This window comes from Elusimicrobium minutum Pei191, from assembly GCF_000020145.1.
Classification (GTDB): Bacteria; Elusimicrobiota; Elusimicrobia; order Elusimicrobiales; family Elusimicrobiaceae; genus Elusimicrobium; species Elusimicrobium minutum.
Genome location: NC_010644.1, coordinates 1,194,582 through 1,218,752, shown reverse-complemented (window position 1 = coordinate 1,218,752; position 24,171 = coordinate 1,194,582). Strand labels below are relative to the sequence as shown.

Annotated in this window: 15 protein-coding genes and 1 pseudogene; 12 read left to right on the top strand and 4 right to left on the bottom strand. The window is 42.1% G+C overall.

Features of this window, described 5'->3' with window-relative positions:
• Positions 1-34 precede the first annotated feature (34 nt).
• The 8 genes from EMIN_RS05685 to EMIN_RS05650 all read left to right on the top strand — a co-directional run bounded on the left by EMIN_RS05685 (position 35) and on the right by EMIN_RS05650 (position 7,737).
• Complete coding sequence (locus tag EMIN_RS05685; RefSeq protein WP_012415283.1) at positions 35-1,693, top strand: phosphoglucose isomerase (PGI); 1,659 nt, start codon at positions 35-37, stop codon at positions 1,691-1,693.
• A gap of 69 nt (positions 1,694-1,762) precedes the next feature.
• Complete coding sequence (miaB, locus tag EMIN_RS05680) at positions 1,763-2,995, top strand: tRNA (N6-isopentenyl adenosine(37)-C2)-methylthiotransferase MiaB (protein WP_012415282.1); 1,233 nt, start codon at positions 1,763-1,765, stop codon at positions 2,993-2,995.
• Positions 2,996-3,000: 5 nt separating this feature from the next.
• Positions 3,001-3,459 (top strand): PilZ domain-containing protein, encoded by a 459-nt coding sequence (locus tag EMIN_RS05675; RefSeq protein WP_012415281.1) that lies wholly within the window; start codon positions 3,001-3,003, stop codon positions 3,457-3,459.
• A 115-nt stretch (positions 3,460-3,574) separates the two neighbouring features.
• Positions 3,575-4,498, top strand: a complete 924-nt coding sequence (gene miaA / locus EMIN_RS05670; protein WP_012415280.1) for a tRNA (adenosine(37)-N6)-dimethylallyltransferase MiaA — start codon at positions 3,575-3,577, stop codon at positions 4,496-4,498.
• Positions 4,486-5,733, top strand: a complete 1,248-nt coding sequence (hflX, locus tag EMIN_RS05665; RefSeq protein WP_012415279.1) for a GTPase HflX — start codon at positions 4,486-4,488, stop codon at positions 5,731-5,733. The genes miaA and hflX overlap by 13 nt, the downstream gene beginning before the upstream one ends.
• A 105-nt stretch (positions 5,734-5,838) precedes the next feature.
• On the top strand, positions 5,839-6,477 hold the full coding sequence (gene plsY, locus EMIN_RS05660; RefSeq protein ID WP_012415278.1) for a glycerol-3-phosphate 1-O-acyltransferase PlsY: 639 nt from the start codon (positions 5,839-5,841) through the stop codon (positions 6,475-6,477).
• 3 nt (positions 6,478-6,480) lie between these two features.
• On the top strand, positions 6,481-7,464 hold the full coding sequence (locus tag EMIN_RS05655; protein WP_012415277.1) for an NAD(P)H-dependent glycerol-3-phosphate dehydrogenase: 984 nt from the start codon (positions 6,481-6,483) through the stop codon (positions 7,462-7,464).
• Positions 7,465-7,476: 12 nt separating this feature from the next.
• A complete protein-coding gene (locus EMIN_RS05650) occupies positions 7,477-7,737 on the top strand; it encodes an HU family DNA-binding protein (RefSeq protein ID WP_012415276.1) in 261 nt (86 codons plus the stop codon).
• Positions 7,738-7,785: 48 nt separating this feature from the next.
• On the opposite strand, the pseudogene EMIN_RS08350 reads toward EMIN_RS05650, so the two are convergent.
• A pseudogene (locus EMIN_RS08350) lies at positions 7,786-8,223 on the bottom strand (type IV pilin protein); the annotation flags it as partial.
• Positions 8,224-8,247: 24 nt separating this feature from the next.
• A complete protein-coding gene (locus EMIN_RS08345) occupies positions 8,248-8,658 on the bottom strand; it encodes an acetolactate synthase small subunit (RefSeq protein ID WP_012415274.1) in 411 nt (136 codons plus the stop codon).
• Positions 8,659-8,769: 111 nt separating this feature from the next.
• On the opposite strand from EMIN_RS08345, the gene EMIN_RS05640 reads away from it, so the two are divergent.
• Together EMIN_RS05640 and EMIN_RS05635 are read left to right on the top strand one after the other, a co-directional pair.
• Complete coding sequence (locus tag EMIN_RS05640; RefSeq protein WP_012415273.1) at positions 8,770-10,356, top strand: hypothetical protein; 1,587 nt, start codon at positions 8,770-8,772, stop codon at positions 10,354-10,356.
• A gap of 15 nt (positions 10,357-10,371) precedes the next feature.
• The gene (locus EMIN_RS05635) at positions 10,372-11,067 is read left to right on the top strand and encodes a S1 family peptidase (RefSeq protein WP_012415272.1); all 696 of its coding nucleotides are present in this window, start codon (positions 10,372-10,374) and stop codon (positions 11,065-11,067) included.
• Between the two features lie 286 nt (positions 11,068-11,353).
• Here EMIN_RS05635 and EMIN_RS05630 read toward each other — a convergent pair whose 3' ends face one another.
• Entirely contained in the window at positions 11,354-13,384 is a 2,031-nt protein-coding gene (locus EMIN_RS05630; RefSeq protein WP_012415271.1) for an APC family permease, read from the bottom strand.
• Complete coding sequence (locus tag EMIN_RS05625; RefSeq protein WP_012415270.1) at positions 13,384-13,851, bottom strand: PTS sugar transporter subunit IIA; 468 nt, start codon at positions 13,849-13,851, stop codon at positions 13,384-13,386. The genes EMIN_RS05630 and EMIN_RS05625 overlap by 1 nt, the downstream gene beginning before the upstream one ends.
• Before the next feature lie 107 nt (positions 13,852-13,958).
• Between EMIN_RS05625 and EMIN_RS05620 the strand changes: the two genes are divergently transcribed.
• Complete coding sequence (locus tag EMIN_RS05620; RefSeq protein ID WP_012415269.1) at positions 13,959-14,891, top strand: tetratricopeptide repeat protein; 933 nt, start codon at positions 13,959-13,961, stop codon at positions 14,889-14,891.
• 232 nt (positions 14,892-15,123) lie between these two features.
• Positions 15,124-24,150, top strand: a complete 9,027-nt coding sequence (locus tag EMIN_RS05615) for a type I polyketide synthase (RefSeq protein WP_012415268.1) — start codon at positions 15,124-15,126, stop codon at positions 24,148-24,150.
• Positions 24,151-24,171 lie beyond the last annotated feature (21 nt).

Below are 24,171 nucleotides of genomic sequence, written 5' to 3'. Positions count from 1 at the left end.
CTAATTTGGGGGAAACCCGCAGACAGAGGAGCTTATGAACGTAAAAACTAATACAGTAGCGGAGAGTTTAATAAGAGACGGTATTCTTAAATTAGAGAGGACAGACTTTCTTGAAAGACTATATTCTAAAGACGTTACAATTTGGAAAACCGAAGAAGAACACACAAATATTATAAAAAATTCTTTAGGCTGGCTTACGGTTTATGACTGGACTTTGGAACACTTATCTGAAATAAAAGATTTTGCCGCAGAAGCGCAGAAAGAATTTACACATTGCGTAGTTTTAGGGATGGGCGGCTCAAGTCTGGCGCCTGAAGTGTTTAGGGTGCTTTTCGGAAAACAAAAAAACTGCCCCGAACTTGTTGTTTTAGACAGTACCAACGCCGATTGGGTCGGTAGCGTAAGAAAAAAAATTAAAGTAGAAACAAGTCTTTTTATTTTTGCCAGCAAATCAGGCGGTACGGTTGAGCCTGCGTCTCATTTTGCTTATTTTTATGACGAGGTGGGCCAGGTAACCAAAGAACCGGGCAAACATTTTATAGCCATTACCGATCCTGGCACAGGGCTTGAAAAACTTGCAAAAGACAAAAAGTTTAGAAAAATATTTTTAAACCGCGCTGATATAGGCGGCCGATTTTCCGCTTTATCACTTTTCGGCATGGTGCCCGCAGCAATTATGGGCGTTGATGTTGAAAAAGTGCTTTTAAGCGCTAAAAAAGCGGCCGAAAGTTTTGTCCCCGGCGCGGAAGTTAAAACAAACGCTGCCTTACTTTTGGGTTCTTATATGGGTGCTGCGGCTAAGAAAATGGAAGATAAACTTACCGTTTTAATGCCTAAAGAAATTGAGCCCTTCGGTTTATGGATTGAGCAGCTTGTGGCCGAATCTACAGGTAAAGAAGGAAAAGGCATTGTTCCTGTTGTGGGTGAAAAACTTTTTGACAATGTTGATTACCGCGATGACAGAATTTTTGTGCATATCTCTTACGAAGGTAAAGATAATGACAGGATTGAAGAAGTTGTTGAAGGTTTGCTTGCTTCAAGACACCCCATTATGGAAGTTAAAATGGAATCCCTTTATGATCTGGGCGCCCAGTTCTTAATGTGGGAAATAGCTACGGCGGCCGCGGGCGCGCTTATGGAGCTTAACCCTTTTGACCAGCCCAATGTGCAGGAAGCAAAAACAATAGCCAAAGGTATTTTGGAAAGCCTCTCCGCCGGCAAAGAAGACGCCGACACCAAAAAATCTTTTATTATTTCCAAAGCTTTGCAGGGAAAAATGGAACTTAATGATATAGAGCAGGATTTATATTCTGTTTTGGAAAGCAACGATTATATCGCCCTGCTCCCGTATATTTTTAACTCCGAAGAAGCTCAAGGTATTTTTGAAAAACTGCGCACTAACCTTTTTAATAAAACAAAACGCGCGGTTCTTTTTGGCTACGGGCCCAGATATTTGCATTCAACGGGGCAGCTTCATAAAGGCGACGGAAATAACGGCGTATTTATAATCTTTTCAGCGGACGCTGATGAAGATATCAAAATTCCCGGACAGAAATATTCTTTCGGCGATCTTGCCAACGCCCAGGCTCTGGGTGACTTTAAGGCGCTTGACTCTAAAGGAAGGCGCGCTATTAAAGTGCATTTAACAAAGCCTGTTATTGAATCTCTTAAAAGAATAATTGATTTGTTCTAACACAAGGGCGCGCGCGTATAGTTTGCTTTGCAAGTATTACGCGCGCGTTTTTATTTAACCAGGTAATATATGAAACGTGTTTTTATCCAAACTTTCGGCTGTCAAATGAATATCGCGGATTCCGCGGAAATGCTTGCCCACCTTAGTCGCAGAGGGGTTGAGGAAACAAAGGACATAGAATCTGCCGATATTGTTTTGGTAAACACATGTACTATACGTGAACACGCGGAGCATAAGGCGGTTTCTTTTTTAGGCAGGCTTGCCAAGTGGAAAGCTAAAGATTGTTCCCGCGTTATTATTTTTGCGGGTTGTGCGGCTGAGCGTCTGGGTGAGGCCCTAAAAAAAGATTACCCTTTTTTAGATATTGTGGCGGGTGCTAAAGGTATTGATAATTTTTCCAAAATGCTTGATGAGAGCGGCCTTTTTGCTGTAAACGCGCAAAATTACACGCAAAGCGTTAAAAGCGGAGTGCTTGATTACGTTACTATAATGAGGGGTTGCAATTTTGCATGTTCTTATTGCATAGTGCCCAGCGTAAGAGGGGGCGTTAAATGCCTTTCGCCTGAAGTTATTTTGGAAAACTGCGCCGAGCTGGCCAAAAAAAATGTTAAAGAAATAGTACTTTTGGGCCAGACTGTTAATGCTTATAAATATGAAGATACCGATTTTGCAGATTTGCTTTTAAAGGCAGCTTCGGTAAAAGGCGTGGAAAGGGTAAGGTTTATGAGCCCGCATCCCGCTTTTATAACCCCGAAACTTATTGACACTATCGCAAAAAATGATAAGATAGCAAAACACATACATCTGCCCGTTCAAAGCGGGTCTGACAAAATTTTAAAGGAAATGAAACGCGGTTATGACAGCAAAACCGTTATCGAAAAAATAAGCAGGTTAAAGGAAAACGGTGTTTTGGTTTCAACCGATATTATAGTGGGCTACCCTACGGAAACGGAAGAGGATTTTGAAAGAACCCTTGAGTTGGTTGATAAATGCGCTTTTAGTTTTGCGTACTGTTTTAAATTTTCGCCCCGTAGGAACACTCCTGCCTACTCGCTTAAACCTTTAGCAAGTGATAAAGAAGTGGAAAAAAGGTTGGATATTTTGTTAAATAAAGTTAGGCATTTTTCAGCCAAGGCGTATAAGGACGCCGCGGGCACTGAGCAAATGGTTTTAATGGAAACGGTTTATAAAGGACGTACTTCCGGCAATTTATGGGTAAAAACGCCTAAGCAGCACCCTGTAGGAAGTATGGTGAGAGTAAGAATAAAAGAAAGTGACGGTAAAATATTATCAGCGGAGTAAATTTTATGCAAGATAAACGTGTAGAAAAAAGGCGCCATGCAAGGGTTCCTGTTTTAAATAATATTGTTGAACCTATTAATTTATGTTATAAGACAGAGGAAGGCAAAGAGCAAAATATTTTAGCCGTGCTTGCTGATTTGTCGGCCTCGGGTATGCGTCTTATAAGTTTTTTAGAGGCTCCGTTCTCAAAAAATGTTGCCATTACCATAGATTTGCCCGCTATAGGTAAAGTTGACGTTAAGGGGAAGACATCCTGGGTTAAACAAAAAAATGCCATATTTACCTTAGGTATTGAATTTACGGAAATATCACAGGCGGACGCGGCAAAAATTAACGCCTTAGCCGAGGATTTTGCCGACTGCGATACAAGAATTCTTTTAAAATTGCCCGAAGTCTGCGTTTCAACATGCAAAGCGGCTCCGCTTTGTAATAAAATACAAAAAGACATGACTTTATTTAAATAATAAAACAACAATAAAAAGAGGCTTTTTTAAAAGCCTCTTTTTTTCACGCCAAAATGTTTAGCCCGCTAAAAACTTATATATAAATTACTTCAACTCTTTTTGATATCATATTAATATGACTATTATTATAGCCGGCCCGACAGCCGGCGGTAAAACAGACCTTGCCTTAAACCTTGCCAAGCTTATCGGCGGCGAGGTTGTTTCCGTTGATTCAAGGCAGGTTTATAAATATTTAACCGTAGGCACCGCTAAACCCGAGGGGGAATACAAAAACGGCGTTTATAATGTAGATGGCGTTAATTACCATTTGGTTGATTTTTTGGATTTAGATAAAACTTATAATACCGGAAGTTTTACGGCAGATGCTTCAAATACCGCCTATAATATTAATAAAAAAGGCAAAACCGCTATATTCGCCGGCGGCACGGGAATGTACATGCAGTCGTATTTCGGCGGCATGGATGTTTTGCCAAAAGCGGATCAGGCTTTAAGAGCGCAGCTTGCGGATATAGCCGATAAGGAAGGTAAACAAAGCCTTCATAAAATGCTGTCCGAGGCGGACCCCGAAAGCGCCGCCCTTATACCTTCGGGTAACCTGCATAGGGTTATGAGAGCTCTGGAAATTTTTAAATTAACAGGTAAAAAAGCAAGCGAATTAAGAACAAACGGTTTTGCCGATATAAGCCAAAATAATTTTATGGTTTATATTGAGTGGGATAAAGAAGAGCTTAACAAACGTATTGAAATAAGAACGCAAGGAATGTTTGGCGGAATGTTAAAAGAAACCCAAGATATGCTTGCCAAAGGATATACCCGTAATTCCCCCGGATTAAGAAGTTTGGGTTACGCGGAGGTTATAGATTTTATAGAAGGTAAAAAAACAAAACCCGAAGCGTTGGAAAGAATTGTTATTTTAACCCGCCAATACGCCAAAAGGCAAAGGACCTGGTTTGCCCGTTATAAAAATATGTATAAAGCGGACGGGAGTGCTTTAAACGCCGAACAAATTTTAGCGGAGTACGCAGCATGGAAAAAGTAATTTTAGTGGCCGCAAGTCTTAAAGGGGAAAAATATTCCAAAGAATCCGTAGCCGAGCTTGAACGTCTTGCCCATACGGCCGGGGGCAGCGTTTATAAAACTTATGAAGTTCTTTTAAACGCATATAACCCCGCCACGCTTATAGGCAAAGGCAAGTGTGAGGAAATAGCCCTTGAAGTCAAAGCTAATGATATTTCCGCCGTTATTTTTAATGAGGAAATTACCCCTGCCCAGCAAAAAAATTTAGCCAATATTATCCCCGCAAAAATTATAGACCGTACCTGGCTTATTTTGGATATTTTCGCTTCCCGCGCCAGAACAAAAGAAGGTGAACTGCAGGTTGAACTCGCGCAGCTTAAATTTTTACTGCCCAGGCTTAGCGGCAAGGGCGGCGCCCTCATGCAGCAAACAGGCGGGCGGCGCGGCGGCATGGGTACAAGGGGTCCCGGCGAACGCAAATTGGAATATGACAGGCGCCGTTTAAGGGTGCGTATAGCTAAACTGGAAGAAGAAATCGAAAAAGTAAAAAAGGAGCGCGGCATAAGAAGGGCCCGCAGGGCGGTTGTTCCTTTGCCGCAGGTGGCCATTGTGGGTTATACAAACGCTGGCAAAAGCACATTGCTTAACACTTTAACGCAGGAAACTGCTGTCTACGCCGATGACAAACTTTTTGCCACTTTGGACCCGACAACAAGGCGTGTAAAAATGCCTGGCGGCGGGCAGATTTTATTTACAGATACCGTGGGCTTTATACAAAAGCTTCCTCATAATTTAGTGTCAGCTTTCAGAGCGACGCTTGAGGAAGTAAGCGAGGCCGATGTTATTTTGCATGTTAAAGACGCCAGCTCTAAAGATATTTCCGAGCAAAGCCGAACGGTATTTAAAATTATAAAAGACTTGGGCGCGCAGAATATTCCTATGGCGGAGGTTTTTAACAAGTGTGATTTGCTTCCCCATTACCCTCTTGCGGCTTTGAAAAACGCCAATCCCGGCGCGGTGTTTATTTCGGCCAAAGAAAATAAAGGCATTAAGGAGCTTCTTAAAAAAATTGAGGAAACGCTTCTTTTTAAATGGCATTTAAAAACTATCAGGATACCTGTTTCAAAAGCGTATCTTACGGGTTTTGTTTATGAAAACGCCATGGTTAAAAAAAGGGTTGAAAATAAAGACGGTTCACTTACGTTAAAAATAATGATTACCAAAGGTAATTACGACAAAATTAAAAAAGAACTTTAATGCTTTAAAAAAGATTACAATACCGCGTGAGCTGTTTGCTTCGCAAAGGATGCCGGGGATTATAAAAGCTGTTATTAATGATTAATCTTTTTATATAATATATAAATGAACACACAAGTTATCTTAATGATAGTTCTAGCAATAATAAGCTACTTGCTTGGAGGTATCCCCACTGGGTACCTTATAGCCCGTAAGACAATGGGCATTGATATAAGAGAGCACGGTTCCGGCAATCCCGGCGCCGCCAATGTTTACCGCACCGTAGGCGCTAAAGCGGGTTGGGCTACATTTATTATAGACGCTTTTAAAGGCTTTGTCTGTGTGCGGTTAGCCTTATTTTTCTTTCCTAACAATTATATTTTAGCTATAGCGTGCGGCACAATAGCTATTGCCGGACATATGTGGACGCCGTATCTTAAATTCCGCGGCGGTAAAGGCGTTGCCACGGCGGCGGGAGTTTTTGCCGCTATGATGCCTATTCCGATAATAGTTGCTTTTGTTGTTTTTGCCGCGGCTGTTTGGTATAGCGGGCATATATCGGTAGGTTCAATATTTGCCGCGGCGGTTTTACCAATTGCGGCATGGACTGTGGGCGGGCAGCCTAAAGAAGTTAATATTATGGCCACGATAATAGCTTTGGTTGTTATTTATAAGCATATTCCTAACATGAAACGTCTTTTGGCTAAAAAAGAACTTAATTTTGAAGACGGTTCTAAAAAAAGAAAAGAACAGGCAGACAAATAATTTATGAATATAAACAGAATTACGGTTTTCGGCGCGGGTGTGTGGGGCAGCGTAATAGCCCAGCATTTGGCCAAAAAGGGTTATAAAATTTCTTTGTGGGAGCATTATAAGGATTTATTTGATATCCTTGAAAAAACAAGAAAGCACCCTAATATAGAAAACTTTGAACTTAATTCCAATATTGAACTTAAAGCCACTTTGGAAGAAGCGGTAAAAGATTCTGAGATGTTGGTTTTTGTAATTTCTTCAAAAAGCGTAAGAAATTTTTGCAAACAGTTAAAGCCCATACTTAACGGCAAAGTTTTACCCGTGGTAAGCGCTTCAAAAGGTATTGAGGACAGCACTTTTAAAACCGTTTGTGAAGTTATTGAGGAAGAAATCCCGCAGTTAACCGGCTATGCCATGTCTTTTAGCGGGCCGAGTTTCGCTTTGGAAGTTGCAAAAGGAATTCCCACAAAGATTTTAGTTGCCGGCCCTAACGCTGACTTAGTAAAGAAGACGGCAAAAGTTTTTAACTCAAGCCCCATAATAACCGTTGAATCGGACGACAGAAGAGGCGTTGAATACGGCGGCGCTATTAAAAACGTTGTTGCCATAGGTTGCGGTATTTTAGACGGTATAGGCGACGGGGCGGACACAAAAGCCGCGCTTATTACACAAGCCATGCAGGAAATGCACGACATAACCGTTTCCCAAGGCGGTAAAACGGAAAGCGTGTATAATCTTTCCGGTTTGGGCGACGCTATTTTAACGGGTATGTCCTCAATATCACGCAACAGGCGTTTGGGTGAAAAGCTGGGGCAGGGCCTAAGCCTTGAGGAAGCCCGCAAACAGGTAGGCACTATCGCCGAAGGGGCGGACTCTGTAAACAGCGTGCACAACTTAGCAAGGAAAAACAATTTAAAAACCCCTATATTAGACGCTGTTTGGCAAATTGTATGTAACGGTGAAGATAAAGATGTTTTGTTAAAAGCGCTTGGCTTTTAACCGGGGCGGTATATGAAAAAAGAAGATATTGTAAACAGGCTTGCTTTATCTTTACTTGATAAAAAGCAGTCAAAGCAGACTGTTGAAGAAGTTTTCGCTATTATAAAAGAAGGCCTTTTAAGAGACGGTAAAGTTACAATAAGCAATTTTGGCACTTTTAAACTTGTAAGGACAAAGGCTGCTGTAAGGCATAACCCTAAAACTTTGGAGCGCGTTAACGTGCCTGCCAAAACAAAAGTAAGGTTTAAATCTTCCCCTTCGATTACCGATTAAAAATTTATAAAAAAACCTCCCGGATTTACGGGAGTTTTTTTTATTATCTTATTTTAAATTGCACCAGTCGCTAGGCCAGTTTTCACAGCCTAAAGAGTTGCAAATCTCTTTGTTTTTAGCGTTTGTAAAAGCTCTGCATCTTCTCACGTTTTTAGAAGCGGTGTATCCTGCGGAGGGGTTATTAAAATACAATTCAATTTTGTAATCGTAAGGGCTGTTTGCTCTTGTAGCGTAAATAAAGTTTAACGCGTCCGTAGTGTAGGTAAAGTTTTTTGTGTCTTTTACCACAATGTCTAAATTATCTAATGTGGTGTAAGCACCTGTCTGCATACAATAAATTTCCTGCGCGTTGGCTATTGCTTTCAAATTTATATACGTTTCGGCTATGCGGCTTTTTTCAACCGTTTTTATATATTGCACCAGCGCGACCGCGGCAAGTATGCCTATGATAAGAACAACTACTAATAATTCTATTAAGGTAAATCCTTTTTTCTTTTGTTTCCTTTTGTATTAAGAAATACCGGACTCCTCTAATGTTCTCATGGCTTTACATATATTATTTACCACCACTATTAATTTTGAGTGTCCGCTGGGTGAGTCCGACCCGTATACATTGGTAATATTTATATGTTCGTCTCCTAAAATTTTACCTATTTTTTGAAGTAGGCCCTTACTGTTTTTTGTTTCAACGCAAATAGCGTCTGACTTAACGCTTGTGAACCCGGCTTTGGTTAAAGAGTGGCTTATACTTTCGTCTTGCGTGTCAATTGCTATTCTTACTACGGCGGCGTCGTAACGTAAATCCTGGCATATAGCTATAATATCTACATTTTCTCTTTGAAATAATTCCGAAAAATCCCTCAAAGCGCCGGGCTGGTTTACTAAGAAGATACTATATTGTTTTACCAACGTAATAGGCATATTTAACCCCTTTATTAGAATCTCTGCTTAATTTATTCTACAAAAAAACGGTCCGTTTATACTTTATGGTTTTTGATTATCATTGATTATTTTTATATATAATATTTTAATATGAGATATTTGTTGCGAACGTTTTTAATATTTTTCTTGCCTGTCTTTTCGTACGGGGTGGTTTTTACTTCCGCTGACGGACAGTTTTCCATAGATATGCCCGGCGGCTGGGCGCAGGCTAAAAACATACCTGACGATACCGCTTTAAGTATATATAAAGGAACCAGCAAAATAGAATTTAAATACCAGTCTGATTGTGATAAAGAATCATGCCTTGAACAAAAAATTAACGAGGATCTTGTTGCCGTTAAAGCTAAAAAAATGAAAGTGCTGGGCAATTCTTATACGGGTGAAGATGTAAAAAAAGTTGATTTTGCTACTGGAGAACCTCTTTTTTATATAAGTTTTTCAGCCTCGAGGACGGACTTTAGCGCGGGATATTTTTTAATTAATTCTAAAGCTTATTCGGTATTGGCTCAAAATATTACCTATGCGGAGGCGGACTTATTCTTTTCCTTTATTTCACCGAAGGCAAACTTAGATAAAAAGGCTTACAGCACATATTCTCTTCCACAGGTTGAGCAGGCGGACCTGCTTGCATCAATGAAAACCTTTAAAGGCCCTTCAAATACCACTGTTAAGGACTTGCCTTTGGCGGAAGAACCTGTAAAAAAGCCGGAGGCTCCTTCTTTTGCCGATAAAACCAAAAAGATTTTAAAAGACAATAAAGATTTTTCCTTTGTAAGCAAAAACATGCCTCCTTTTATAAGGCAGATGGGCAGGCTTTTTGATGTTGTTATATTATTTTTTATAATTTATTTTGCCGTGTTTTTCGGCTCAATTGTTATTAAAATATTTCTAGGCGGTAAAGAACCCGCGCTTACCGTTAACCCTGCGTCCGCCTATCCTGTAAAATTCCAAAGATTGTACGGCACGCCTTCATTAATTTATAAAGCGCGCGATAACCAGGGTAATACTTTTCTCTCCTTTACCACAAGGTGGGGCAGCGCGTTTTCGTTCGCGGGCATTATTTTTATAGCCGCGGCTGTGTTTTTCATGTGTGTTATGAGTTTTAATGAAACTTTTAATATAATAAAAATGCATCAATTCCACTTTACTACAGCTTACTCAATTGCTTCTTTAATTGCTATTATTGGCATGTTTATTTTTGCCTTGGGCGTTGTTATAAGCCTGGTTTCTTTAAGGGAATTTACCCTTTATAATAAAATAGGCAAAAAATCCGTTTATGTTTTACAAAAAGGTTACGGTATAAAAAAAGAAGTTTACAGCATTTACTACGCCCATACAAAAGATACTTTAACTTTAGAAAGAAGAAAATTTTACCCCAAAAGAATGTGGAAGCTTTATGATTCCAGGGGAGAGCTTTTAGCTTCTATTGAAGAGGCCAGTGTTATTAAAGCCGTTTTAAGAAAAATATTTGGGCATATGTGGGGCATTTTACGCACAAGTTACAAAGTAGACGGCGTGTTAAGCAGCAGCGGTTTTATTAAAAACCACAATACTGTTTTTAACGCCTTTACCGCTAATATAGATAAACCCCAAGCCATAGACACGTTAGATATGTTAACGGCGGCTTTGGTTATTAATATAAGAGACAGGGACTCCTGGCATCCTTCAATTAATTAAAACAGCGGAGGAATTATGAAAAAATTTATTAAAAAATTATTGTTTTTACCGGCTTTTTTATTTCCGGCGCTTTGTATGGCGCAGGGGGTGTCCTCGGTTTATGATATTTTTACCCAGGCTGAAAAAGATAATACAGGGTACAGCTGTAATGCTGTGCGTCTTAACAGCAACTGGTTTTTAACGGCCGCGCATTGCGTGGATGTTTGCTATTGGAAGAACTGCACTATAAAAATTGACATGAAAAACGGAAACGTACATACGGTCGCGCATACCTCATCAAACAGAAAGGTTTATATTAAATCCGGTTTTTCGCAAAATTCTTTTGCCGCTAAGGATGACCTTGCCCTTATCAAAGCTGATAACGCAGGCCACAGCGGTAGTCTCACGGTTTTAAAATTTGACGCTAAAGATTATGTTATGACGGACAACTTTTCTTTTGCCGCCTCAAGCGGAATGCTTGGCGGTCAGAGCGAAATGTTTTTTTCGGTTAAAGAAGGTGTAGGATATGTTAACGATTTGCAGTTGTGGGGTGGTATGTCGGGCGGCGGAGTGTTTGACAGCAGGGGGTATTTGGTAGGCATTATTTCAGGCGGAGGCGGCATGGCGGCCTTTCCAGTTTTTAACAGGGAAAATTATATCTTTTTATTAAGCGCCGGCAGCATACAGTCTAAAGACTTGCACCAATACGGCAAAGTAGCCGAGAAAAAATAAAATATTTTAACATGCGCCCCTATCCGTAAATCCGCGGACAGGGGCGTATTTTTTATAAAACGCGCAAAGGCCCCATGTTCAATTTCGGATATGTATAATCAGTCTGCTGCAAATTTTTACCGTATCTGTTGCCGAAATTTTACTGCCGCGCCCGCGTATAAAGCGAAATTTTTAAACAAAAATAAAACCCTCCATAAAGCGGGGTAATTTTATTAAAATTCTGTTTAATTTTGTTTGTGTTAATAACGGCGTGTTTTTACGCCGGAAAGCAGAAGAGTTATTTAAATTATCTGTTAAATTTAAAAGTTACTTCGCGCCCTTCCCACAATATTTTTACAATTACCGGGTGGTCTAATTTTTTATCATGCACCGCGCCCCAGGCCATAACCATGCGTTCCATTTGGTCATTAGCGCCGTGCGAGCCTGACACTCCTAAAATAATATTGTCCGCATCGGCCGTATGCGCCACCTGGCTTATGGCGTAGTACGGGTCATTAGATTCCACCATTAAAGGTATAATTCCGTGCCCGTATTTTTCGGCTATAAGTATTACGTTTGAAAATATTTCTTTATCGTCCATCGGAGCGGCTTTAAGGGAGCCTTTTCCAAAAATAGTGTCTTTAGAAGGCTTTGCGTAAAGTACAATGATATCTGTTGAATCGCCTTCCACTGTTTTTAAAAATTCTTCTAAATGATAAAGGTTATCGGGGTTTTTAACGCCTATCACAACACGATCCTGATGTTCCAGGTCTTCCAAAGCTTCATTTAAGGTTGAAACGGTTGAAGTGTTAATTTCCTCTCTGTGTCCTTCCTCAAACATTATGTTTGCTTTTTTTGCGTTAAGCCTTTCCGATATATAAAACACAGTGTACAGTATTGCCGTAAAAGTTAAGCCCGATATTGTGGCAGTTCTTTTTGTAAGCAGGTTAATTGAAGCAAGTGAAAATAAAAATAAAAAGATAAGCGTTGCGCCTAAAGGAATAGTGTAATTTCTAAATTTAAAATTTAAAGGCACCATAAAGGTTCTTGTTTGCGGTTGTTTAAAGCGCAGCATTATTAAAGAAAGGGTTTCCAACACCGCGCTCCATAAAACGCCAAACGCGTACGCCTCGCCCAAAAGATACACCTTACCGCCTGAAAATATTATTACGGCCATTTGTATTACCACTATAAGGTTTATCATATGGTAAGTGGTGCCGTGTTTTTTATGTATTTTTCTAAACCAGTCGGTTAGAATTCCGTCCTCGGCTATTCTGTTAAGAACGGCGTTTGAGCCTATAAGCGCGGTATTAACCGCGCCCGATAACATTATTGTGCCGCTTATAACAAGCGCCGCTTGCATAAAAAGTCTTAAAATTTTAGGCCCGCTGAGTTCCATGGCAAGCCCGGAGAGCAGGTTTTCATGATATTTTGCGGCGATTAAGTCAGAGGGTATTATTACGGAAGATAAAAAAGTTAACCCGCCCGTAAACAAAAGAGCAAATATAAATACGGTTATTGCCGCTTTTTTAAGGTTTTCTATTTTAGGAAATTCAATTTCTCTGTAAACCTGGGACAGCGTTTCCAAGCCGCTTAACGCCAAAACGCTGTGGCCTATGGCCATCATAACGCCCATTAAACCAACGGCTTTCATCCAGTCAAATTTGGTCGACCAGCCCAAAGCGTATTCGGTAAACTGCGGTTTTAAAGGGGGGAGGGAGGCGCCTTTTATGAATATGGTAATAATAGCCCAAACAGCTAAAACAAAAGCGACTATTAAGGAAAATAAAATTATTTTAGCGCTTTTATCCGTACTTTCGGAAATACCCCTTATATTTTGGCGCCAAAAATAAACCGTAACCGCCAAAGCGAATATTATAGAAAATGTATTATCCGGCACTCTTATATTGACGCTGAAGTAAGACATTGTCGAATTTATAAAGCCCGAAAGATAGTGACCCGCCGTGACCGCGCTTATAGGGCCTGTTAAAATAAAGTCAAACACTATGGCCGAAGCCGCTATCTTAGCCGCGCGGTTTCCAAGGCCTTCTTTTACTACCTTATATATGCCGCCGCGTACAAAAAGAGAGCAGGATTCTATGTACACCGTTAAAAGTATGCCCGAGAACAGCATTACAAATAAAATATACCAAGGAAAAGCCGGGCCGAACGCGCGCATGGCTATCCCGCCCGCATAAAAAGCGCTGGATCCAAAGTCGCACAAAACAACGGCCGCCGCTTTCCAAAAAGGTATAAAGGTAAGAACGGCGGTTGTAAGCACCATTACCTTTTTAACGCCTAAAGAGCTTTTGGCGGCAGTTTTATTATCTGTAGACATTATTCTTTAATAATTTTAATTATTTCCTGCGGCGCGGCGGCTTGCGTAAGTTTTGATATAAAAGAATCTTTAAACTTTTCAGACAATTCCGCCAACATCTGTAAATGCTTTTGAAAAAAAGCCGGGTTTGAAGGAGATAAGAATAAAAACATAACCTTAATTGTTATATTATCGGTCAAAGGGTCTTTAATACCTTGGGGTATTACGGCTAAAGCCGCTTTGAAGGAGTCAAGCTCGTCAACTCTGCAATGCGGTATACTAAGGCCGGTGTCTAAAGTCGTAGTTATGCCCTGCTCGCGTTTCAAAACCCGTTCAAGTATGTCTTTTGCGTCTTCGGCGCTAAGGTCTTTACAGGCCAAAGCGGATAATTGGGTTATAAGCAGTTCTTTGCTGGTATTAGGGTCTTTTACAAGTAAAACACTGTCTGCGTCTAATAAACTGCTGATACTTATTTTGTCGTTTAACATATAATATTATTATACAACAAAAAAAGCTCTTATTCAGATAGCGTTTAAACTTGTAAGAAAGGTTTAAAGTTGATAATATTTAAATTAATAACTAAAAAGAGGTTAACATGAAAAAGAAAATATCATTAATATTATTAGTAATAATAGGCCTTTGTTTTGCGTGGGCTGTAGTAAAAGGATTTAGGAACTTTCAGTATAACGGATATATGTCCCAGGCTTTGGATTATTACACCGCTTTTGATAATGAGAAAGCGCTTAAATCTTTAGATAAGGCTATACGTGTTTACCCTTTCAGAGGCGAGGCGTACAATGAAAAAGCCGCCATTTATCTTTTTGATAAAAATTATGAACAAGCCTTAGTTGAGGCTACAAATCTTGTTGATGTTGCCCCTTCCAAAAAGGCTTATATAACAAGGGCTGAAATTAATATCTGCCTCGGCAATAAAGAAGCCGCCGCGGAAGATATACAAATAGCGGAAGCCTTTAAAAAAGAAAAATTGGACAGTTATTGGGGACTGGCGTTTTTATACTGCGCCTTAGAAGAGCATGAAAAGGCTTTAACCAAAACCCAGGAATGGCTTAAAGATGTTTTAGCCCAAAAAGCCGGCGGGCAGATAACGTTCTCTCCTTTATATTATAGCGCGGTTTTTAATTATAAGTTGGGAAGATATGAGGAGGCCCTTAAAATAATTGACCAAGCCAGGAAAGATATTCCCGATCCGGATTCAATTTTTATACACGCTCTTGACCATATAAGCGCTAAAATATATCTTGCAAAAAAGGATTTTAAAAAAGCCGCTCAATTTGCGGACAGTTCCATAAATGTCGCGGAAAAAAAGATAAAACTGGTGCCTTCTTTACGTTTAGTAAACAGTTTTGACTTTTGCGATTGCGATGTTTATTTGTACTCAATTCCGGAAACTTATAAAACCAGAGCGGACATAAAAACCGCTTTAAATGATAAAAAAGGCGCAACCGCGGATATGCAAAAATACAAAGAACTTGATAAAAAAGCAAAAGAGCAGGCTAAATTGGATTAAAATTTGCGATAAGCGGCAAAAACCTCAAAATCAACGGTGATTTTGAGGTTTTTGCTTTTTCCTCTGCCATAAACGTTGGAAAAATTTAGGTCATTTTTTGCAAAATGTCAAGCCTTTTGTTTACCCCTGTCCTTTTAAACTTGCTCCAAATTTCATATTATATATACATACATGATTTCGGACTGTTGCAAAACGGTCTGTTAATTTATTTTACAATCGGAGTAAAAAAGAAATGGCAAATAAGAACCTGGAACCTATAGCCATTATAGGTATTGGCGCAGTAATGCCTGAAGCTTTAAACAAAGAAACATATTGGCAAAATATATTAGACGGAAAAAATTGCATAACAGAAGTTCCTAAAGATACCCATTGGGATCCGGCGCTTTTTTACAGCCCAGATCACAATGCCCCTGATAAAACATATTCCAAAATCGGCGGTTTTATACGCGGTTTCCAATTTAACTCACTTAAATACCGTATTCCTCCCCAAGTAGCCAAACAGATGGACACAGTCCAATACCTTGCCATTGAAACAACCTCCATGGCTTTAGAAGATGCCGGCTACGATAAAAAAGAATTTGACCGCACAAGAACGGCCGTTATCATGGGTAACGCTATGGGCGGTATGAAGGCGGAGCTTTCCAATACCCGCGCTAACACGCCTCTTTTCAATGAAATCCTTAAAAAAACAAAAACCTTTTCTTCTTTAGATCCCGCTTCAGCAGAAGCGCTTATTAATGAAGTCTGGGCGGGTGTTAATGAAGCTTTTATGCCTATTACGGAAGATACTATGCCGGGCGAACTTTCCAACGTTATAGCGGGCCGCGTGGCCAATGTTTTTAACCTTAACGGCACAAATTTTACAGTTGACGCCGCTTGTGCCACCTCTCTTGCCGCTTTGGACCAGGCTGTTAACGGTTTAAGAATGGGCAATTACGATATGGCTGTTTGCGGCGGTATTGACCAGATGATGAGCCCCTCGGCCTTTATCAAATTTTCTAAAATCGGCGCATTGTCGGAGGACGGTTCTTATCCTTTCGATGCCAGAGCCAACGGCTTTGTTATGGCTGAAGGCGCGGGCGCGGTTATACTTAAACGTCTTTCCGACGCCGTTAAAGACGGGGATAAAATTTACTGTGTTATAAGGGCGATAGGCGCCAGCAGCGACGGTAAAGGTAAAGGAATTACTGCTCCCAATCCCAAAGGCCAAAAACTCGCCGTTGAAAAAGCTTTTGAACAGGTTGAATATACTCCCGGCGATGTGGGTTTAGTTGAAGCCCACGGTACCAGCACAAGAGTGGGCGACGCTACCGAAGTCGCGGCTCTTAATGAAACATTTGCCGTTAATGCTAAACCCGGCACAATAGGTTTAGGCTCAATAAAATCCCAAATCGGACACGCTAAAGCGGCCGCGGGTATAGCCTCTCTTATTAAAGCCACGCTTGCCTTACATAATAAGATATTGCCGCCTTCAATTAACTTTGTAACCCCTAACCCGGCTATTGACTGGAGCACAAGCCCTTTTAGAGTTATCACTAAACCCGAAACTTGGGACAGCGGTAAAATAAGAAGGGCGAACGTTTCCTCTTTCGGCTTCGGCGGGACAAACTTTCACGTAGCTTTGGAAGAATACCATGAAGGCCTTAAAAATTTTAAACCTGTTTCGGCCGCGCAGGACAATAACAAAACATGCGGCTGTAATGCTTCAAACGCGAAGGAGACCGTAATGGACAGTAAATATAAACTTTTAGTGGAGCCTGAAAAACTGCAGGGGGAAATGTTAACCTTCTCCGCGGACAGCAAGCAGGAACTTTTTAACGAACTTCAAAGGGCGGTTGTGGCAAGCTCGGCTGATCCTTTATATATACCCAAAGCCGCTTATGCGAATCACACGGCTCCGCACAAGCAGTTCGCTGTTGTAATTAATGTTGAATCAATTGAAAAACTTAAAGAAAAAATTGCCTTTTTTATGAAAATAGCCGGCACCATGGACGTATGGAGCCAAGATTCTTTACACCTTAGAATGAAAGGCATTTATCCTTTTAAACCTTCCAAACACACGCCTAAAGTGTGTTTTATGTTCCCGGGTCAGGGTTCCCAATATGTTGACATGATGAAGGATTTATCCAGCAAATATAAAGTAGTCAAAGACACTTTTGACGAAGCCGACAGAGTTTTAAAAGATTTAATAGACACCACTTTAACCGAAGTCATTTGGTCCAAAGAAGGCGAGGGCAAAGAAGATTACGCCAAACGGGAAGAGGCCATTAAACAAACACAGATGACGCAGCCCGCCGTTATGACGGCGGACGTCGCCATGATGAGGCTTTTATCCTCCTTCGGCATTAAGCCCGAAGTTGTTATGGGCCACAGCTTGGGCGAATACGCTGCCGCTGTCGCCGCGGGTATTTTTGATTTTGAAAACGGGTTAAAATCAGTAACAAACCGCGCCAAATCAATGCAAAGTATTAAAGTTGAGGACCCGGGTATGATGATTTCCGTTTCCGCCCCGGTTGAACGCGTTGAGCCTGAACTTAAAAAAATTAACGGTTATATTGCTGTGGCTAACAAAAACTGCCCCACGCAAACCGTTATCGCGGGCGACACTAAAGCCGGCGAAGCCGCTTTAAAAATGTTTACCGACATGGGCATACAGTCGGTACGCGTGCCTGTCTCACACGCTTTCCACTCACAAATTATTAAACCCGCCGAAGCGCCTTACAGGGAATTTTTAAATACCCTTACGGTAAGCGCGCCTAAGCTTCCCATAACGTCAAACGTTACGGCGGATTTTTTCCCGAACAATACAAACAAAATTAAAGACCTGCTTGTTGAACAGCTTGTAAGCTCCGTTGAATGGATTGAACAGCTTAAAAGAACTTACGCCAGCGGCGTAAGGTTGTTTGTTGAATGCGGACCCAAACGCGTGCTGAGCGCTTTTGCCGCCAATACATTAGATGATAAAAAAGATATTAAAGTTATGGCTTCTAACCACCCTAAAAAAGGAGGTATAAGCGAGTTTAACGATTTGCTTGCCAATTTAACCGCCAGCGGTATTTCCCTTGATTGGGAAGGCACCGGGTTAAACGGCGGCGATGTACTTAACCCCGCCTACAAAGCGTGGGTAACAGGCACAAGGCACAGTGAAGCGGAGCAGCAGCCCGCCCCCGTTGCTATTGCCAAAGCACAGGAGTGTAAGATGAACGGTAATGACATTGTTATAAGCGGTATAGCGGCCGGCACCCCCGGCAGTTGGGAAAAGGTTTTCAGAAACGGCGCCCTTGACGAAATTTTAGAAGGACGCAATTTAATTGAAAATCTTACGCCTCAAATGCAGCAGTCCCAAATAGATAAAAACGTTGAATACGTTGTTAAATCGCCCGACGGCAATCACAGAGTTGAGCATTTAAATTCCATTTCACAAGCCATTAAATTAAGCGCAAGAGCGGGCTCTTTCGATTTGGAAAAGGAATTCGGTCTTCCCGCAAAATGGGTAGCTTCAATGGATAAAAGTTTTAAACTTGCCATAGCAGCCGGTATTTTGGCTTTGAAAGACGCGGGTATTCCTTTAACCTTATATTATAAGCCTACGTCAACAGGCGGTTATTTGCCCGACAGATGGGGCCTTCCCGCCGAAATGATTGACACAACAGGCGTTATTTTCACCTCTGCTTTTCCTAACACAAACTCCATGATAGGCGAAGTTTTGCGCTGCCTTACAAGCGAACTTGCGGGAAAAAGCAAAGAGGATATTTATAAATTTTACGAACATCTTATTTCCAAAATTACCGATCCTTCGCTTAAACGCGAAATTTCCGAATGGTTTGCTTTAAACTACGCCAAATATGGCGATAAGAAAGAAGTTTTCGCCCAGGATTTCCTTTTAAAATCCATACCGATAGCGCACAGCCATTTCGCCCAGTGGATAAGGGCAAGAGGGCCGGCAACGCATTTAAGCGGAGCTTGCGCTTCAACAGCACAGGCTGTGGGCATAGCTAATGACTGGATTAAACTTGGCCGCGCTAAACGCGTTATCGTTATCAGCGGCGATGATATTACAAATGAAACCTTGCAAGGCTGGGTAATGACCGGCTTTTTAGCCAGCGGCGCCGCCACCACGGAAGGCGACGTTACAAAAGCGGCTGTTCCTTTTGATAAGAGAAGAAACGGCATGATAGTAGGTATGGGCGCGGCGGCATTGGTTGTTGAATCCGCGGACGAAACCGCCAAACGCGGCATGTCTCCTTTAGTTAAAGTGCTTGAAACGGAAATAAAAAATTCCGCTTTCCACCCCACAAGGCTTGACGTTAACCATATAGCCGAAGTTATGGACCAAATGGTCGCGAGGGCTGAAAAACACTATGGTTTAACAAGAAGCGAAATCGCAAATAACTTAGTTTTTATTTCGCATGAAACTTATACCCCCGCACGGGGTGGCAGCGCCAGCGCCGAGGTCCACGCTTTAAAGAAAACCTTTGGCCCGGACGTTGAAAAAGTTATAGTAAGCAATACAAAAGGTTTTACCGGCCACGCCATGGGCGCGGGTATTGAGGACGTTATAGCTGTACGCAGCCTTAACACCGGTATTATACCTCCTATCGCTAACTATAAAGAAGCGGACCCGGAACTTTCGGGCATTACGCTTAGCAAAGGCGGCAAATATAACTTTAAATACTCACTTCGTTTAGGCGCGGGTTTCGGCTCTCAGATAGGTATGACTTTAATGGAAAAAGCTTGGTCCGAAGGCACGCCCAGAATTATTGACCAGGCCAAACACAACGCCTGGCTTAAGCAAATTTCAGGACAGGAAAATCCGCAGCTTGAAGTTGTTCAAAACACTTTAAGAGTGAAAGATAATTTTGTCCCAGGGCATAAACCTTCCTTAATTATGGAAGGAGCGCAGGCTTTTGTTGATAAAGTAAAACCCGCTGCGGTCTCAAGGCCGGCGGTTTCCCAAGCCGCAATGCCAGCGTCTGTAATTCAGCCCACTCCTGCGGTTCAACCCGCACCCGTACAAGCGGCGGCCCCTGCGGCGCAACCTGCTCCCGTAACGGTACAAAAAGCGTCGTCGGCTTCTTTAGATAAAAGCACGGTAACAAAAGAAATTGTTGATTTAATTTCAGAAAAAACAGGCTACCCGCAAGACATGCTGGAGCTTGATTTGGATATGGAAGCGGACCTTGGTATAGACACAGTTAAACAGGCTGAATTATTTGCGGCAATACGTGAAAAATACGGAATAGCACAAGTTGAAGGCGGCGCAGGCATACAGCTTAAAGATTACCCCACAATTAACCATGTAATAGGTTTTGTGTTAGGCGGAGCAAGCGGTTCCGGTTCAGTGGCTCCCGTTGCGGCAACACCCGCGCCTGTAGCCCAGCCCGCACCTGCGGTTCAACCCGTACCCGTACAAGCGGCGGCCCCTGCGGCGCCCGCTCCCGTAACGGTACAAAAAGCGTCGTCGTCTTTTTTAGATAAAGGTGTCGTTACAAAAGAAATTGTTGATTTAATAGCCGAAAAAACAGGTTACCCGCAAGACATGCTGGAACTTGATTTGGATATGGAAGCAGACCTTGGTATAGACACGGTTAAACAGGCCGAATTATTTGCGGCAATACGTGAAAAATACGGCATAGCGCAAGTTGAAGGCGGCGCTGGTATACAGCTTAAAGATTACCCCACAATTAACCATGTAATAGGTTTTGTTTTAAACGGAGCAAGCGGTTCCAGTTCAGTGGCTCCCGTTGCGGCAACGCCCGCGCCTGTAGCCCAGCCCGCACCTGCGGTTCAACCCGTACCCGTACAAGCGGCGGCCCCTGCGGCGCCCGCTCCCGTAACGGTACAAAAAGCGTCGTCGGCTTCTTTAGATAAAGGCGTCGTTACAAAAGAAATTGTTGATTTAATAGCCGAAAAAACAGGTTACCCACAAGATATGTTAGAACTTGATTTGGATATGGAAGCTGACCTTGGTATAGACACGGTTAAACAGGCTGAATTATTTGCGGCAATACGTGAAAAATACGGCATAGCGCAAGTTGAAGGCGGCGCTGGTATACAGCTTAAAGATTACCCCACAATCCGCCACGTAATAGGGTTTGTTTTAAACGGTGCAAATGATTATGATTCAGCGGCTTCCGTTGCGGCAACACCGGCGGTTACGCCCGCTCCTGTAGCGGCACCCGCTACGCAGCCAGCGCCTGTAGTCCAGCCTGCTTCTGCGGCGCAATCCGCACCCGTTGCTCAACCTGCTCCCGCTCCCGCCCCTGCATCTGTAACGGTACAAAAAGCGGCAAACTCTGTTGACGAAGGCGCAGTCACAAAAGAAATTGTTGATTTAATAGCTGAAAAAACAGGTTACCCGCAAGACATGCTGGAACTTGATTTGGATATGGAAGCTGACCTTGGTATAGACACGGTTAAACAGGCTGAATTATTTGCTGCGATCCGTGAAAAATACGGCATAGCGCAAGTTGAAGGCGGCGCTGGTATACAGCTTAAAGATTACCCTACAATCCGTCACGTAATAGGGTTTGTAACAAACCCGCCGTCAGCTCCTGTAGCGGCGCAACCCACACCTGCTACGGTAGAAGCGGCCCCCGCTCCTGCGGTTCAGCCCGCTCCTACGGCCCAGCCATTACCTGTACAAGAAGCGGCACCCGCTACCATTAAGGAAGAAAAGCCTTACCAGGGTGAAAATTGCCACGATAAAAAATTAAGATACATTCCTACTTTAGTTGACGCTCCTTTAACAGAAAAGAGCGACAGGAAATTATCTAAAGAAAGAACTGTTTTGATTTTTGCTGATAACTCACAATTAATAAAAGCTTATACCGAATGGTTTAAAAAGCAAAATATTCCCACGCATGTGTTTACAACGCTTAAAGCGAGAAGCAAAAACACCACAATAGTAAACTGGGACAGCGTTGAGGAAACGGAAGCGGTTCTTAGAGATTATCAAAAAGAAAGCCCCGGCACGCAGGGTATAGTTTACCTTTTGGGTGCGGGCTTAAAGAAATTTGATAAGAAAAATAATCCGCACGCCGAACTTGTTAAACACGTTATGCCGCTTTTCATAGCGCTTAAAGTGTTTGAAACCGATTTGGCAGACAGAAAAGATTCCGACACATTTTTTGCCGTTAACATTAAAGTTGACGGGGCGTTTAGTTACGCTACAAAAGAAATGTTTAACCCCACGGTAGGTTCTCTTTCGGGCGGCGTACAGTGTTTTAGGAAAGATATGTTTGAAGTCAGCGGATGTATGAGTAAATTCCTTGACTTTGAGCCTGAAACCTCACCCGATGAAATGGCCGAAAAAACCATGGAAGAAATTTTGCACGGGGATATGCGTTTTATGATTTCTTTTAAAGACGGGAAGAGAAGTACTATTTTATCTCTTCCCACACGTCTTAATAAGAAAGAAAAAAACTTTGATATTGCGGGCAAAACCATTGTGTTTACGGGCTGCGGACGCGGCATAGGTTCTCTTTTAAGCCAAAAGATAGCAGCCCAGTATAAGAGCAAAATTATTGTTCTTGATATTATTGAAATTAATGAAAAAACGCCTGTCTGGGCCGGCATGAACGAAGCCGAACTCGCCGCGCTTAAAAACCAAATCTGGGCGGACCTTAAAGCCAACCCCAATGTTAAAGCAACGCCTGTTATGTTAGACAGGGAATTTGGCAAGGTCAAAGACTCTATTACCTTATATAAGAACCTTGAGATTTTAAGAAATTTAGGTTCCGAGGTTGAATACTACCAGTGTGACGTTATGAACGGCACGCAGATGAAAGAAGTTGTTACAAAAATTAAAGCCAAGGGCGGCCGTGTTGACGGTTTAATACACTTTGCCGGCCTTGAGCGCAGCAAACTTGTAAGAGATAAAACGGTTGAAGAATACTTTAGAATATTTGACGTTAAAGCAACAAGCGGCGCGGCATTCTTAGCTTTAAATTTAGTTAAGGATAACGGCTTCTATGCTTTTGCTTCATCCATAGCGGGCAAATACGGCAACTTGGGTCAAAGCGATTACGGCAGCGCCAATGATTATTTGGCCAAACTGTCTATGTCCTTACATAACCAGGGCATACGTTCAATCAGCATTGCCATGAGCGCGTTTTCAAACGTTGGCATGGGTATAAGACCCGGCGTTGAAACATTTTTAAAGAGCAACGGCGTCGATTTCGTTGACCCGCAAGACGGCATGCAGTTGTTCTTAGATGAAATAGTTTACGGCCGCGTGCCTGAAATAGTTTTGACCGATGTTTTGGGTAAACTTGACTGGGACAGCCAAATAAAAACAGATTGGGAAGAAATTGTGGAAGAAAATGACCCTTCCTCCGGCAACGGAGGGGGGGCGTCTTCCGCTCCTGCGGTTCAGAAAGCGGCTGAAGAAGAACCCGAACCCGCCGATTTAAAGGAAAACCATTTTTTAGGACAAATTAAAAGTTTAACTCCGGGTGAAAGCCTTGAAGCCGAAAAGGAATTTACGATGGAGAGTGATTATTACCTTGCTGACCACGCTATTGAAGGAACGCCTTATGTTCCAGGTGTAATGGGTCTTGAAACTTTTATGGAATCGGCTGCCGAAATGCTTGGTAAAACTCCTAAAGGTTTAGAAGACGTTCATTTCTATTTGCCTATCAAACTTTTGCGTAACAGACCGCAGACCGTAAGGATTAAAGGCGCGCTTGTTAACGGCAACGGGGAGTTTGAAATCGAGTCCGACTTTATTAACAGCAAAGGCGTTAAAATGGGCGATACAAGACGTCATTTTACGGCCCGCGCTTTGGGTAAAGCGGAATCTAAATGGAACGCTATAAAAGACACTATTAAACTTTCGGACGGTTTTAAAGTAACAAAACAGGAAATCTATAAAAAATATTTCCACGGGCCCAGCTTTCAGGTTTTGGAAGGCGTTTTGGATATTACGGAAAACACCGTTTTAGCCAAATACAGAAAGCCTGAGGAAAAATTATTTACTGACGGCGATAAAAAACTTATAGCTTATCCCCTGCTTGTTGAGGCCGCTTTCCAGGCCTGCGGATATAGGGATTTAAGCGTGGACAACCGCATGAATTTGCCTGACAGTATAGGCCAGTATATAGTACACGGCAAAGGCAAAGCGCCTGAAAGCCTGTACCTGTACGGCGTATATAAGGGTTTAAGCATTGAAGGCAAAAGCATATACGACGCCTATGTCTTTGATGAGGATATGAACCTTTGGATAGAACTTTCCGACTACTACGGTATAGGCCAATAGTTCTTGATATAACAATTTTTT

What these genes read in the sequence shown, in the direction of transcription:
- EMIN_RS05685 (WP_012415283.1), top strand. Translation starts at nt 35, where the DNA reads ATGAACGTAAAAACTAATACAGTAGCGGAGAGTTTAATAAGAGACGGT.
- miaB (WP_012415282.1), top strand. Translation starts at nt 1,763, where the DNA reads ATGAAACGTGTTTTTATCCAAACTTTCGGCTGTCAAATGAATATCGCG.
- EMIN_RS05675 (WP_012415281.1), top strand. Translation starts at nt 3,001, where the DNA reads ATGCAAGATAAACGTGTAGAAAAAAGGCGCCATGCAAGGGTTCCTGTT.
- miaA (WP_012415280.1), top strand. Translation starts at nt 3,575, where the DNA reads ATGACTATTATTATAGCCGGCCCGACAGCCGGCGGTAAAACAGACCTT.
- hflX (WP_012415279.1), top strand. Translation starts at nt 4,486, where the DNA reads ATGGAAAAAGTAATTTTAGTGGCCGCAAGTCTTAAAGGGGAAAAATAT.
- plsY (WP_012415278.1), top strand. Translation starts at nt 5,839, where the DNA reads ATGAACACACAAGTTATCTTAATGATAGTTCTAGCAATAATAAGCTAC.
- EMIN_RS05655 (WP_012415277.1), top strand. Translation starts at nt 6,481, where the DNA reads ATGAATATAAACAGAATTACGGTTTTCGGCGCGGGTGTGTGGGGCAGC.
- EMIN_RS05650 (WP_012415276.1), top strand. Translation starts at nt 7,477, where the DNA reads ATGAAAAAAGAAGATATTGTAAACAGGCTTGCTTTATCTTTACTTGAT.
- EMIN_RS08345 (WP_012415274.1), bottom strand. Translation starts at nt 8,658, where the DNA reads ATGCCTATTACGTTGGTAAAACAATATAGTATCTTCTTAGTAAACCAG.
- EMIN_RS05640 (WP_012415273.1), top strand. Translation starts at nt 8,770, where the DNA reads ATGAGATATTTGTTGCGAACGTTTTTAATATTTTTCTTGCCTGTCTTT.
- EMIN_RS05635 (WP_012415272.1), top strand. Translation starts at nt 10,372, where the DNA reads ATGAAAAAATTTATTAAAAAATTATTGTTTTTACCGGCTTTTTTATTT.
- EMIN_RS05630 (WP_012415271.1), bottom strand. Translation starts at nt 13,384, where the DNA reads ATGTCTACAGATAATAAAACTGCCGCCAAAAGCTCTTTAGGCGTTAAA.
- EMIN_RS05625 (WP_012415270.1), bottom strand. Translation starts at nt 13,851, where the DNA reads ATGTTAAACGACAAAATAAGTATCAGCAGTTTATTAGACGCAGACAGT.
- EMIN_RS05620 (WP_012415269.1), top strand. Translation starts at nt 13,959, where the DNA reads ATGAAAAAGAAAATATCATTAATATTATTAGTAATAATAGGCCTTTGT.
- EMIN_RS05615 (WP_012415268.1), top strand. Translation starts at nt 15,124, where the DNA reads ATGGCAAATAAGAACCTGGAACCTATAGCCATTATAGGTATTGGCGCA.